Genomic DNA, 13,223 nt, shown 5'->3' with positions numbered 1-13,223 from the left:
TCGCACCGTAGCAGCGGCACGAAATGGGGACAACGCACCGGCCGGGCGGGTTGAGCCTGCGCGCTCCTTTGGGTAACCTCCGGCCTCGGAAGCCCCGCCATGTCGAGTCCGGACGAACTGTACGATCGAGCGGTTGACTGTGTCGCCGAAGGCAGGATCGCCGATGCGATCGCGTGCTACCGGGCGGCCCTGGAACAGGCGCCGGATTTCGCGGACGCCTGGGAAGGGCTGTCGATGGCGCTTGCCGATCAGGGCGAGTGGGAGGAGGCGATCGCGGCCGCCAAGCGGGTGGTGGAGATCGATCCGGACGAACAGCTCGGGTACACCAACGTCTCGCGCATCTACCAGCGGGCCGGTAACGTGCCCGAGGCGGAAGCGTGGGCGGCCAGGGCGCGCGTACTCGATTGGAAGTCCCAGCTCAAGGCTGGGAAGAGCTGAAGGCGGCTCTGGCGGAAGCGGACAGCTAGCGTCGCAGCGGCAGGTCGATGGTAAAGACGGCGCCCTGGCCGACGTCGCTTTCCACCGAAACCTCGCCGGCGTGGGCGTCGACGATAGAGCGCACGATATAGAGGCCGAGTCCGGTCCCGCCGGTGTCCGGGCCGGAACGGCCCCGGCGGTATTTGCTGAACAGATGGGGCCGGTCCCTGGGGGCAATGCCGCACCCGGTATCGCTGACGATCAGGCGGACGCGGCTTTCGTTGACCGAAGTGGTGCGCACTCTGACTTCGCCGCCCTCGCCGGTGAATTTGATCGCGTTGGAGATCAGGTTGCTCAACATACGCCGGAAGAGCTGCCCGTCGGCGTCGACCACGGGCAGGTCGGGTGCCAGAGTTACGGAGAGCTTGATGCCCTTGGCTTCGGCGGCGGCCGCGTAGAGCTCGGCGGTATCGGCGACCAGATCGTTGAGTTGAACGGGGCGGTGCTCCGGGGTCATGGGTCGAGCCGCCAGCGCCGCGGCGTCGAGCACGTTGTTGACGAGGTCGAGGGCGTGCTGGGCGGCGCGGCGGATATGGCGCAGGTACTCGCGGTTATCGCCGGCTGGCGCCGTCTCGGCAAGCTCGGCGTAGCTGCGAATGGCGCCGAGGGGGTTCTTCAGGTCGTGCGAGAGCGCGTTGACCGCCTCGCTGCGAAGCTCCTCGGCGCGCCGATGAGTGGCGCGGATCTGCCGCACCGTGCTGGAGACCACCCAGGCAACCAGGGTCAGGTACAGCCCGACGGCGATCACCGTTGCCACCGCGTCGGGTCCGCTCTTGGTGTACGAGAGGTGGTGCGGCAGGAACCCGAACCGTTCGGCGCAAATCAGGGCGGCGTACATAACACTGCTGCCGACCGCGACGGCGTAAGCCGCGCCTCCGGAGACGATAAGCCCGGCCAGACCGATAACTACCGTGTAAAGCAGGGGCCCGCTGACGTTGTCGGCGCCCCCCCCGTAATGAATGCCGACGGTGACGGCCGTGGAGTAGGCAACGAAGGTCGTCAGGATGATCGCCTGCGGTGCGCTGCCCGGCCACGTCACGACGAGGATCGAGGGCATCAGGGCGATCGCCGCGAGCAGGGTGTAGCGCGCCGCCGGGACCGCCGGATACACGAGAAACTGGAGCGCCCACATGGTGCAGACGAGCGTCACCGTCGCGGCGATCACCGTCATGTAGATGGCGGCTACGTCCGGCGTTGGTAGGGCGGTTGCCCCTTGATTACGCGAGTTGCTTGCGTTCTGCTTCACGTGTGCTGGCGCCTCCGACGCCGACGCGGTATCGCCGGACCCCGATCCTGTCACCGAGTGTATCCTCGGTATTGGGTGTGCGCACAAGCCCACCGAGCACCTGCCGACAACCTGAGAAGCAATAGCTGGACCCCGCGCGTGTCATAATCAGAAGCGATCGGCGATCCAATATACGGACCGCTCGGGCGGCAAAAGATGGAACATGGCGTCATCGGCGAGAACCTGTTCCGGCCCTATTCTGCCGGCGGCCGCGACTCGTTCGACGTCGATCACGCGCCACAGCCAGAACACGTCGTCGATGGTGCGCATCGCGAGCCCGCGCGCTCGCAGGTTTGCAAGGACGGCGTCGTCGCCGGTGAGCTGTGTGAGGGTGCCGGCGAACCCCGTGGCCACGGAGCTGTGCAACCTCGCGATCACGGATGCCAGGGCGGGTTCGTGAGCGGGTGCGCAGGCGTGCTCCATTACCACGTAAAGACCGTAGAGTACGATGCCGCGGGCGTACGCAACCACGTCGGCGCCGTCACGGGCGACCAGGAAATCCTCCGTGGGATTGCCGGCGAAGCGCAGTTGACCCTGCCAGTAAGCGGGAGAGCGCACGGTGGTGCCGACGCGGTCCGCTGTGTAGAGATCGTAAACACGTGCCACGGCATCGAGATCGGCAGGGCGGAACCTTTCGATGGCGTAGCGGTCGTCGTCGACGGGCGGCGCGGCTTCGAGGAAGACGAGGTGGCGAACGTGGCTCCGCCACCCGAGGCGACCGTAGAAGGGAATGCGGGTCGCAAAAAGCAGCGACATGTCGAAATCGTGATCGGGCATGGCCGCCAGCGCCCGTTCGAGAAGTGCGGTCGCCAGACCGCGTCCGCGGTGGGTCTCCGCGGTGAACACGTTGCCGACTGCGGCAACTTCCACAATCCCGCCGACAAGCCGCACGCGCCGGCGGAAAACCTGCAACGTGCTGACGATCGTGCCGCGATCTGTCGCCACGAAACAGAGGTCGTCTCGGAAGGACGGGTCATGGCGCACGTAGCGGTCAAAGAACTCGCGGTCGTCGAACCATCGGGCGAGGAGATCGAGCACGGCGTCCCGTTCGGATGGCGATATGGTGCGCAGTTCGAGGCCATTTGCCGTCACAGAAGCTGTGATTGGCACGTGCCGGGGCGAGAGTCCAGCAGAGCGATGCGTCGCGCCTTGACAGAAAACTAACGCGTCTTAGTTTGCCGGCAGCCGACGCCATTGGTAACGCAAAGGGGCAACGGTCGGCATAAGACACACCAGGAGGTGCGGCATGGCGATGTTTCGGTTCGACCTTCTCGATCCGGGGAGCGGCCTAGTTGCATTGCAGCGGGAGTTGGAGCGCGTGTTCGAGAACCCGCCCTTTAACTTCGGGATCTCCGGTCGGGGCGTGTTCCCGGCTATTAACGCTTTCAGCGACAAGGAGGGCCTGGTGCTGCGCGTGGAGGTGCCGGGGGTGGCGGCGGACACTCTGCGCATCGAGGCGCAGGGCCGCACGCTGACCATCTCGGGCGAGCGGCGACGATCGGGTCCCGAAGGTGCGAGTTATCACCGCCGCGAGCGCAACGTGGGCACATTCTCCCGATCGCTGCAGCTTCCGGAAGACACCGACGCGAGCCGCGCCTCGGCAGCATACAAGCACGGCATCCTCAGCGTGCGCATTCCGCGTCGCGAAGAAGCGAAGCCGCGGCAGATCGCCGTGCGGGCCGGATGACCGCAACGGACTTTGCGCGCGTCGCACCGATCGAGGCATCAGGAGGTTAGGCATGGCCAGTCAGGAACTGAACGGACGGGTGAAGAGTGAAGTGACCGGCGCCGAGTCGACGCGTCCCGGGCGCGTCTACAGTCCGCACATCGACATTTGCGAGACACCGGAGGCACTGTGGCTGTATGCGGACATGCCCGGCGTCGACGACAAGGCGGTCGACGTCAGCGTCGCCGAAGGGGTTCTGACGGTCGATGGGCGGGTGTCGCTGGCGGAGTACGAGAACTTGCAGCCGGTATACACGGAGTACAACGTCGGCAATTTCCTGCGCCGCCTGTCGATCTCGGCGGACATCGATACCGGGCGCATCAACGCGCGACTGCGAGACGGGGTGTTGGAACTCGAGCTGCCCAAGGCCGAACGTGCCAAGCCCCGGCGAATTCAGGTGCAGACGGCCTGACGTGGCGATCGAGGCCGGAGGCGAGGCGCGGCTGAGCCGTGCGTTCTACGCCGGGCCGACCCTGACGGTCGCCCGGCGCCTGCTCGGGTGCTTCGTGTGCCACCGGGTAGATGGCCGGCTGTGGCGGGGTCGTATCGTCGAAGTTGAAGCGTATACCGACGATGCGGCTTCGCACGCCGCAGGTGGCCGGCGGACCCCTCGTAATGCCGTGATGTTCGGTCCCCCCGGGGTGGCGTACGTCTACTTCACGTATGGAATGCACCATTGCTTCAACGTAGTCACCGAAAGCGACGGCCGTCCCGGCGCCGTACTGGTGCGGGGGCTGGATGGCCTGCCCGGTGCGGGCGGCCCGGCGCTGGCCTGCAGAGCGCTCGGCCTGGGCCGCCCGGATTCAGGTCGTGACCTGGTGACCGATCCGAACCTCTGGGTCGAAGCCGGCAGGCGGCGGCGCGGCGAGCGCATCGTCCGCACGAGCCGGGTTGGCATCCGTCGCGCCGTAGAGCTGCCCTTACGTTTGTATCTGCTCGGCAGCCCCGGGGTGTCGCGCCGCGACCGACTTGCGGAGGGTGCCGCGCTCCGCACAGGCGGACCTTGACGAGGCGCGGCCAGCATTCCATGATCCCAGCAAGCCATGCCCGCGCAACCATCCCCAACTGACGCCCCGTCGTCAACGTCGTCGCCGTCACGCTGGCGTTTCTGGAAGGCCAATCGCGGTCGGGCAGCCGACGCGTCGCACAAGTCGCGCCTGCGGCAGAATGTCGAGTCGCTCGCTCTCGCCGTTCTCGTGGCTCTTGTCGTGCGGTCGTCGGTGGTCGAAGCGTTCTGGGTGCCGTCGGGCTCCATGCTGCCGACGATACAGATCGGCGATCATCTTTTTGTGAACAAGCTTGCGTACGGTATGCACATCGACGTGCCGCTGGTTAACCGGGCACTGGTGCTGACGCAGTGGAGTCACCTGGATCGCGGGGACATCGTCGTGTTCGTGTCGCCCGTCGACCGGCGGACCGACCTCATAAAGCGGGTGGTCGCCGTGGGTGGGGATACGGTGGAGATCCGCAACAAGCGCCTGTACATCAACGGCGAGGCGGTGGACGACAGCCACGCCACGTTCACCGATCAGTCGACGCGCAGCAGCACGCCGCGGGATAATTTCGGTCCGGTCACCGTGCCCGAGGGGAAATTCTTCGTCCTCGGCGATAACCGCGACCAGAGCTACGACAGCCGGTACTGGGGCTTCGCCAACGAGCGCGACGTGAAGGGTAAGGCGACCTTCATTTACTGGTCCGGCATGAAGTGGGACCGGCTCGGCCGCGTCGTCCGCTAAGCGCGTGTCGGAGGGTCCCCCGCTCGGTCGTCGCGCACCCGCAACGTCCCTAATATTGTGGGCGGATGGTAGAGTCGAGATGTGGCGCGGTGGTGTAGGCTGAGGTTTGGATTCCCTGTTGCTCGCCCTTTCGTCTGCGAGTGTCCCAGCATTTCAGCCATCTACCCGTCGGTGGGGACTCGATAAGGGGGCGGTGAGGTACCCGTACGATCTACGGGTGGGCGGTGGGTGTGGTGCAAGCCCTACCCCTTCCGAGCCGGCGAGACACCCGTCCCACCACCTTCGCGCGCGGGCGTGAACCGGGGAATCCGAGTTATGCGCGTGTACGAGAACGTTTACGTCGGGAAGAATCACCGGCGGCCCCTCGCAACTTGTCCGCCGCCGCCTCAACGTCCAGCTCGTCGACCAGTTGATTCAGCTTGTCCAGATCGGCGCCGGGTTTGAAACCGAAGGAATGAGGCAGCACGCGCGGGACGCGGCCGCGCCGGCGGCGTGCGGCCTCTCCCATGCCGGCCCGTATCGTTCGATTGACCATCTCCTTGAACGACACACCCATCTCCCGCGCTCGCCGTTCGAGAATTCCGGCAAGATCGTCGTCAAGGGTCAGCGTAGTCCGCACGCGGACGCCACAGGCAGCCACCTGAGTGATGTCAAGACATCACGGCGATCCCAAATCCCGCGCTAACAGATTGTCCGCATGCCCGTAAGCCGTCACCCCCGCGAAAGCGGGAATCGACGAGTACAAGACCCACCCCAAGTTAAGCGGACGCGTGCCCGTCACCACTGACACCCTTAACTTAACGACATGGGCCTCGCCCTCCCAAAGGTACTTCTGGTCAGGTCAAGGGTTGCGGGTGCCAGCCCGCACTAAGGTAGGTCGGTTTCGGAAAAATCCCCGAGCAAGAGGCGCATCGTTCCAGCCTTAGCGGGCTTTCCGGTGACCCGTACTTTTCGGCCGATCAGGCAGCCGGAGAGCGGCTGCGAGACGTGGCTGATGACCGTCTCCTCCATGACGACGGAGTTATCGAGGCGGCTGTCGATCACCTCGACGCGATCGCCGATCGACGCGTAAGGGCCGATCTCGGCGTTGACGATGCGGGCGTTGGCACCAATGATCGATGGGCCGTGGACCTTGCTGTTGACGATGTCGGCACCCTCGGCGACGTCGACCACGCCGAACAGCGTCGAGGCGGCATCGACCTTGCCACGGACGCTGGAGACGAGGGTTTCGTCGAGGACGGCGCGGTTGGCTTCCAATATATCCTCGGGTTTACCGGTGTCCTTCCACCACCCGGTGACGATATGCGGTACGACCTTTAAGTCATGGTCGATGAGGTTTTGAATGGCGTCGGTGATTTCGTATTCGTTGCGCCACGACGGCTTGATGCGGCGGATGGCGTCGAAGATGTTGCGATCGAAGATGTAGCTACCGACGATGGCGAGATTCGAGCGCGGCGCCTTCGGTTTCTCGACGAGACGGACAATGCGGTCGCCTTCTACTTCGGCGATCCCGAAGTGTGACGGGTCGTCTACGGCCTTCAGCGTGACCACCGCGTTGGCCCCGGATCGGCGGTACTTCTCGACGGCCGGGGCGAGGCCTTCCGGGAGCAGGTTGTCGCCGAGGTACATGATGAACGGTTCCCCGCCGACGAACGCCTCGCCGCACTGCGCTGCGTGCGCGAGGCCGCGCGGCGTTGTCTGCTCGAGGTAGGTGACGCGTGCGCCCCAGCGGGCCCCGTCGTCGACGGCATTTTGAATGATCGGACGGCTTTCGCGGCTGACGATAATGCCGATATCCCGCGCTTCCACCGCCACGAGGGCTTCGAGTGCGGAATACAGGACCGGCTTGTTGGCGACGGGGATGAGGTGTTTCGCCGTGCTGAAGGTCAGAGGGCGCAGACGCGTCCCAAGGCCGGCACAGAGAATAATTGCGCGCATGCGTTACCCCTTTCCGCGGTCGCTCCTATTACGTTCCGGCGGCGGCTTCAACCGAGGGGGGCCGGTTGGCGATCCGCGGCGACCCGGGCCCCGAAGCCAGCGAGGAGAAATGCGGACTTCCTCATACTTAACTGGGATCCGCACCCGGCCTCGTCGAGGCCGGCTCGGCCGCGGCCGTGTATAATGCTCGCTATGTCGTCGTGGTGGCGTGCGGGGGCGGGGCTCATGCTGGCGAGTGCCGGTATGGCCGTGGCCTCGTGGCTGGCGCCCGATCTGATGCGCAACGATTTCGAGCGTTTCGACGATCTGCGGCGGTCGTTTCTGTTCTTTGGGCTAAGCGGCGTCGCACTGGCGGCTTACTGGACCGCGTATGCGAACCGTGACGAAGTTCCATCGGGACCGTTGAGGACTACGACCATCGTGTGCTTGGCGGCTCTTTTCGCGGCTTTCCCGGTCGGTTCGAAGGATGTGTTCGGCTATGCGATGTTCGGGAAGATCCTTGGCCACTACGGGGCCAACCCGTTGGTGACCGCGCCGAGCGCATTCCCCGCCGATCCATGGTTGCCGTTCCTGGGCGACGCGCGTTGGCGCGACTGGCCTGTGGTCTATGGGCCGCTGGCGGTGTGGCAGGCATGGGCGATCGACGGGCTTGCCGGAGCCGATCTCTGGGTTGCCGTATGGCTTTACAAGGGCCTCGCGATGGGGCTCTTCGGCGCGACCCTGGTTGTCGCCGCGGCAGTCCTGCGCCGGCCGGCGTTGGCGGCCCCGGCGAGTTGGCTGCTGGCCCTGCTGGCCTGGAATCCTCTGCTGCAATTCGAGACGGCGGGTAACGCGCACAACGACATCGTTATGGTTCTGGCGGTGTGCGTGGCGGTCTGGTGCCGTCAGCGGGAGCGGTCGCGAGCCGCGGTGGCCGTGCTGGCCGTGGCGTTCTGGTACAAGTGGTACAGTCTGCTGTTCTTGCCGGCATTTCTGGTCGACCGGGCCGGGCGTTCTTGGCGTGCGGCTGGCGGCGACCTGGGGGTCGTGGTGGCGGTTGTCGTGGGCGTCGGCGTACTGTCGTTATGGCCGTTGCCCGGGCCGGCGGGCGCGGTCCTGTCGAATTGGTTTGCCCCGAAGGCGTTGCAGGGAATTTATCCGAACGAGTTGTCGCCGTTGCTGGCGCCGCTGTTCTGGGGGCTGAACTGGGCCGGGGCATTCGAGTCCCTGTGGGGTGCGTGGACGTTCGATGTGATGCGATGGTCGGCGTTCGCGGCGGCGGCGGCGGCGATAACGTGGCGACAATGGCGGGCTGGGCCGTCGGTGGAATCGATGCTGGAGGCGGGCTGCCTGTGGGCAGCGGCGTTCGTTCTGCTGGTGCTGACGATGCTCCTGCCGTGGCACCTGCTGATGGTGATTGTTCCAGCCGTGCTCTGCGGGCGCGAGCCGTTTATCGGCTTCGCGGTCGTGCTCACGGTTCTGGGTCTGGCGAGCTATTTTCTGACCTTCGCGGTTGCAACGCTGGCGCTGGCGCTGATTGCCGCCGCGCTGTGGGCCCTGCGGCGAGAAGGGGCCATGACCGCCTGGCTGTGGCGGTAATAGAGATCGATGGGTGCAGAACGCGCGAAAACGACAGGGCGGCCGGTCAGGGAAAGATGCCGGTTGTGGCCGGCGTGGCAATCGGCGGCAGCGCGGCCGGAGCCCCGGTACGAACGTATACGCTTGCGGTCGAGTCCGCCCAGACGCGTTGCCATTCCGGCAAGGTAGCGATCGGGCAGGGGCTCCCGACTGGCACCAGCGCGGCGTCGGTTGGATAGGCGTCGAGGAGTCGTTGCCAGCCTGCGGCGCCGCCGAAGAAGTCGAAGTTGGCGGTAATCACCGCCTCGGGGAACAGGGTGGCGAACCGCCCGTCGAGCGAGACTTTCGCGCGCGGCTCGAGAAAGAAGAGCACGTACTCACCCCACTCCAGGGGGACGGCCAGGTTACCCGCGAAGTGAACGTCACGCATGGCGGCCACCGCCATCACCGGGTACTCGGTCGGGTCGAAGACAATGTTCAGGCCGTCGCGCCCGAGGCGCCCGGCCGTTAATCCGAGTTGCACCAGCGCTAGCGCCGCGACTGCGGCCTCGACCAGACGCGCGGCGCCTGGGCTCAGTCCGGCGACACCGTGCCGGCGCGCCCAGGCCGCCGCGCGGCGTACCTGGGTGGCCAGTGGCGCCGTAGCACAGATCGCCAGCAGCGGGGTATGCCGCTGATGCTGCAGCGCCATGAGCGCAACGCCGAGGGAGAGTGCGACCTCCCAGTCGAGTCGCCGCTGCCGCTGCTGGAAGGGCAGCGTCAAAACGAATAGCCCGAGCAAAGCGAAGAACGCACCATGTTCCACCTCACCGATCGCCGGTGCCTGCCACTCGGTGATCGGATGCGGCATCTGCAACTCCTCGGCGATGTAGACGAGCAATCCGGGCCCGTACGGATTGATCGCGGTGGCGGCTGCGGAAAGACCTAAGATCGCCCACAAACGGCGCGCCTCGGGGCGACGGTGCCACGTCGCCGCGCTCGCGGCCAGTCCGATGATGGCCAGACCGAGGACAAAGCCGCCATGAGCATTGGCCCAGAGTGCGAACAGCGGCGGCACCCCCCACAACCAGCGGGACGCCTGTCCGTGCGGTCGTCTCAGCAGCACCAACAGCGCCGCGGAGGCCACGTAAGTCACAATCTGGGGCCGGCAGGCGAATCCGCGGGCGAGTACCGCGGCTGCCAGCAGCCCGATACCGCCCCACTGCCACGGGACAAGTGTGTTCCGGCGGACCCCGTGCATCACAAGTGCGAACGTTGCCGCGCCACCGAGGAACTTGAGCAGCAGCAACCCCGGATTGCCGAACGCATCGAACATGGCGGCCATGCCCGCCTGCGCCAGCCACTCGTGGTCGATCCAGCGCGCTCCCGCCGTCGTGTAAGCGTATGGATCGGTGTGGGGGGGATGTCCCAACGCCAGCACGTGGCGCCCGAATAGGACGTGACCCCAGAGATCGTTGTCGGCGTCGTTGGCGAGGAAGAAGTAAGCTGCGCTGCCGATCAGGAGCAGCATCCACGGGTACACGCCGCGGCGCCGCGGTGCAGCGCGAGAGGACGGCGGCTCTACTGTGCCGGTGGCAGCCACAGGTACATGAACTGCGGCGGCTGCGCGAGAGCGCCGACGTCGATGTTTACGATATTCACCTGCGGCGCGGCCGGAAGGGCGCCGGAGTAGACGTTCTCTGCGAACTCCTGCGGCCGCCGGTACATCACGACGCGCGCATCGGGGTCGCCCACGCGGGTGCGCAAGGCGCGCACGGTGTCGTCGAGATAGCCGATCGAATCGATCAGGCCGTCGCGGAGCGCGTCGTGCGCTCCAACCGGGCGTCCGTCGGCGACGATAGCCAGCGCGGCGCTGCTGACCTGCGGCCGGCGTTCGCGGACAAGCTCGACGAAGCGCAGCTTCATCGGGTCGAGCAGGCCGAGCAGTAGCTGGCGGTCCTCCGGAGTCATGGGTCGCAACGGCGACCCGACGTCCTTCTCCACGCCCGTCTTGATCGTCTGGTCTGCGACGCCGAGCTTCTGCATGAGACCCGAGAAGTTTAGCCCGTACATGACCACGCCGATGCTACCGGTAACGGTGGTTGGGCTGGCGACGATCTGATCGGCCGCAAGAGCGACATAGTACCCACCCGACGTGGCGAGATCGAGCAGGTGGGCGACCAGGGGCAGTTTGCGTTCGATCGCGAACCCGCGGAGTTGGTGAAATACGACGTCGCTGGCGGTTACCCCGCCGCCCGGACTGTTGATGCGCACCAGAAGGGCGCGTACGTCGTCGTCCTTGCGGGCCCGCTCGATCTGTTCGAAAACGCGAGCAGTCGTTGCCTGTTGGACGGTGATCCCAAACGGGCCCCGCTGGTCGCTACCGGTAATGACGTCGGCAATGTCGATCAGCAGGATCTTCGTGCGCCCCTCCCCGGAGACGACATGCTCCTCCAGCGGTTTGGGGCGGGTTGACAGGGGGTCGAATTCCCCGGTTACGAAGAAGCATCCCGAGGCCCAGACGGCGGTAAGGAGCAGGCTGAGGTGGCGACGCCAGAGCGACTGCATGAACAGGTCCAGAGCGCGCGGACTATAGGTGGGTCGCGGGCGTCATGGCAAGTCGGTACGGGGCGCTTCGATGCCGGGCATATCGACTACCTCCGCGGTGCGTGCGGCACGGTAGCAGGCCTCTGCTACCGCTACGGCCCGAAGCCCGTCGTCAAGCGTGATGGGCATCGGCGTTCCGTGGCGCAGCGCGTCGGCAAAAGCACAGACGACCGCGCGTACGGTCGACACCGGGGAGGGGACGGGCAGGGGAGTCGCGGTGGACCCCTGGATCAGGGTGGCCGTGCGGAAGATATGGTCGGCGATCAGTTGACCGTGTTCCCCGGCAAGTTCGATCGGGCCGGAGCGACTCGCCGAGGCGCGCGAGCCGGCGATCGAGGCCAGCACGGCGCCGCCGCCGAAGCGCACCGTGGCGACGAAGTTGTCCTCGGTGCCGCTCGTCAACACGTATCCCATTTCGCAACTTACCCGGTCCGGCTCCAGACCCGACAGCAACCTCGCAAGGTCGAAGCTATGCACACCGGTATGCAGCGTGATGCCCCCGCCGGCCACCGCCGGGTTGTCGATCCAGGCGGGCCGCGACGGTTCGAAGCGCTGGCTTATGCGCACAGCGTGCAGTCGACCGAGGGTGGGCAGCGCGTCCTGGAGCGTACGAACAACCTCGTTGAACCGCAGCGTTTGCGCCACCATCACGGGCAGGTTCGCTCGGCGGACGGCCGCGACCATACGGGCACCATCGGCACCGCTGGCGGCGGCGGGCTTCTCCAGAAGTACCGGCCGACCCGCCACCGCAGCCTCCTCCAGTACTTCGGGATGCAGCGTCGGCGGCACCACGACAGCCACCGCGTCGATGTCCGGTGCGCGGAGCAGGTCGCGGTAGTCCGCGTAGGCCCGACAGCCGAACTCCTCGGCCTGGGCCCGGGCGGCCGCCAGGTCGCGCCGGGCAATGGCGACGAGGCGCACGCCGGGGACGTCCCCGGTGAGGTGACGGGCGTAGCGGGTACCGTGCTTGCCGACGCCGATTAATCCGATGCGGAGGTCCATGATGAACTCCTGCTGGTTGCGCCTTCGCCGCCGCGGCGACCGCGCTGGCCATAGATAGAGGATGTTGCACCGTGGTCAAGCACCGGCGAGCGTCACGGAGTTCCGCTCCCGAGTTGCACGGCCTCGCAACGCTTGCGATTAGATACCGCGCCATGGCCAAGCGTGTGCGACGGGCGAAACCGGGGGCCGGCCAGCGGGCTGCCGGCCCGCCGCTCGGTGCGGACCGGCGTCGCTTCGATATCGACGCAGTGATGGCCCGCCTGGGCGCGGTGGCGAAGTCGTGGAATGCGCCGGTGGTCACTTTCATCGCGTTGCAGACCGGCGACCCGTTCCGCGTACTGGTGTCGTGCCTGCTCAGCCTGCGCACGAAGGACGAAACCACCGCCCCGGCCGCGCAGCGGCTCTTCGCGCTTGCCGATACGCCGGGGGCAATGGTGGCGCTCGACGAAGGAACGATTGCGAGGGCGATTTATCCGGTCGGGTTCTATCGAACCAAAGCCAGGACCCTGCGCGGGATGGCGCAGGCGCTGCTGGAACGTTACGACGGCGAGGTGCCGGATGACCTGGACGCGCTGCTTGCGCTGAGCGGCGTTGGCCGGAAGACGGCAAATCTGGTGTTGACGCAGGGATTCCGCAAACCGGCGATCTGTGTCGACACACACGTGCATCGGATCTCGAATCGCTGGGCTTATGTGCGAACGCGCAACCCGCACGCTACCGAAATGGCTTTGCGGCGTAAGCTGCCGCGTTCGTACTGGATCGAATACAACGATCTCCTGGTCGCGTTCGGTCAGACGATATGCCGCCCGACCTCTCCCTGGTGCAGCCGGTGTCCGGTTGCGTCGTGGTGCAGGCGGCGCGGGGTTAAGCGGTACCGATGATCCGGGCGCCCGCGCTCCCGGTTGCGGGGTTGACT

Annotated in this window: 14 protein-coding genes; 7 read left to right on the top strand and 7 right to left on the bottom strand. The window is 66.3% G+C overall.

Annotated features, from left to right (window positions below):
• The first annotated feature begins 99 nt into the window (after positions 1–99).
• Positions 100–438 carry a tetratricopeptide repeat protein gene (locus L6Q96_05650; protein MCK6554054.1) on the top strand — a complete coding sequence of 113 codons (339 nt, stop codon included), beginning with the start codon at positions 100–102 and terminating at the stop codon, positions 436–438.
• Positions 439–463: 25 nt separating this feature from the next.
• On the opposite strand, the gene L6Q96_05645 is transcribed toward L6Q96_05650, so the two are convergent.
• Positions 464–1,723 (bottom strand): HAMP domain-containing histidine kinase, encoded by a 1,260-nt coding sequence (locus L6Q96_05645; protein MCK6554053.1) that lies wholly within the window; start codon positions 1,721–1,723, stop codon positions 464–466.
• Positions 1,724–1,870: 147 nt separating this feature from the next.
• Positions 1,871–2,854, bottom strand: coding sequence for a GNAT family N-acetyltransferase (locus L6Q96_05640; GenBank protein MCK6554052.1), 984 nt, complete (start codon positions 2,852–2,854; stop codon positions 1,871–1,873).
• Between the two features lie 154 nt (positions 2,855–3,008).
• Between L6Q96_05640 and L6Q96_05635 the strand changes: the two genes are divergently transcribed.
• From L6Q96_05635 to lepB, 4 genes are read left to right on the top strand one after another with little or no spacing between them, the layout of a single operon-like run.
• A complete protein-coding gene (locus L6Q96_05635; GenBank protein MCK6554051.1) occupies positions 3,009–3,449 on the top strand; it encodes an Hsp20/alpha crystallin family protein in 441 nt (146 codons plus the stop codon).
• A gap of 52 nt (positions 3,450–3,501) precedes the next feature.
• Complete coding sequence (locus L6Q96_05630) at positions 3,502–3,900, top strand: Hsp20/alpha crystallin family protein (GenBank protein ID MCK6554050.1); 399 nt, start codon at positions 3,502–3,504, stop codon at positions 3,898–3,900.
• A gap of 1 nt (position 3,901) precedes the next feature.
• Entirely contained in the window at positions 3,902–4,495 is a 594-nt protein-coding gene (locus L6Q96_05625; protein MCK6554049.1) for a DNA-3-methyladenine glycosylase, read from the top strand.
• 36 nt (positions 4,496–4,531) lie between these two features.
• Positions 4,532–5,224, top strand: coding sequence for a signal peptidase I (gene lepB, locus L6Q96_05620; protein ID MCK6554048.1), 693 nt, complete (start codon positions 4,532–4,534; stop codon positions 5,222–5,224).
• Between the two features lie 313 nt (positions 5,225–5,537).
• Here the strand turns inward: lepB and L6Q96_05615 are convergent, their stop codons facing one another.
• On the bottom strand, positions 5,538–5,780 hold the full coding sequence (locus L6Q96_05615) for a hypothetical protein (protein MCK6554047.1): 243 nt from the start codon (positions 5,778–5,780) through the stop codon (positions 5,538–5,540).
• 311 nt (positions 5,781–6,091) lie between these two features.
• A complete protein-coding gene (locus L6Q96_05610; protein MCK6554046.1) occupies positions 6,092–7,162 on the bottom strand; it encodes a glucose-1-phosphate thymidylyltransferase in 1,071 nt (356 codons plus the stop codon).
• A gap of 192 nt (positions 7,163–7,354) precedes the next feature.
• Between L6Q96_05610 and L6Q96_05605 the strand changes: the two genes are divergently transcribed.
• Positions 7,355–8,740, top strand: coding sequence for a hypothetical protein (locus tag L6Q96_05605; GenBank protein ID MCK6554045.1), 1,386 nt, complete (start codon positions 7,355–7,357; stop codon positions 8,738–8,740).
• 46 nt (positions 8,741–8,786) lie between these two features.
• On the opposite strand, the gene L6Q96_05600 is transcribed toward L6Q96_05605, so the two are convergent.
• Genes L6Q96_05600 through L6Q96_05590 form a run of 3 tightly spaced genes read right to left on the bottom strand, consistent with a single transcriptional unit; the run spans position 8,787 to position 12,307 of the window.
• Positions 8,787–10,241 (bottom strand): hypothetical protein, encoded by a 1,455-nt coding sequence (locus tag L6Q96_05600; GenBank protein MCK6554044.1) that lies wholly within the window; start codon positions 10,239–10,241, stop codon positions 8,787–8,789.
• 38 nt (positions 10,242–10,279) lie between these two features.
• Positions 10,280–11,266, bottom strand: coding sequence for a signal peptide peptidase SppA (gene sppA, locus L6Q96_05595; GenBank protein MCK6554043.1), 987 nt, complete (start codon positions 11,264–11,266; stop codon positions 10,280–10,282).
• A gap of 42 nt (positions 11,267–11,308) precedes the next feature.
• Complete coding sequence (locus L6Q96_05590) at positions 11,309–12,307, bottom strand: Gfo/Idh/MocA family oxidoreductase (protein MCK6554042.1); 999 nt, start codon at positions 12,305–12,307, stop codon at positions 11,309–11,311.
• A 251-nt stretch (positions 12,308–12,558) separates the two neighbouring features.
• Between L6Q96_05590 and L6Q96_05585 the strand changes: the two genes are divergently transcribed.
• Positions 12,559–13,188: an endonuclease III gene (locus tag L6Q96_05585; GenBank protein ID MCK6554041.1), complete on the top strand. Its 630-nt coding sequence runs from the start codon at positions 12,559–12,561 to the stop codon at positions 13,186–13,188.
• Positions 13,189–13,223: the final 35 nt, after the last annotated feature.

This window comes from Candidatus Binatia bacterium (assembly GCA_023150935.1).
In the GTDB taxonomy this organism is placed as follows: domain Bacteria; phylum Desulfobacterota; class Binatia; order HRBIN30; family HRBIN30; genus JAKLJW01.
This window is presented reverse-complemented; position numbering and strand designations above follow the sequence as displayed.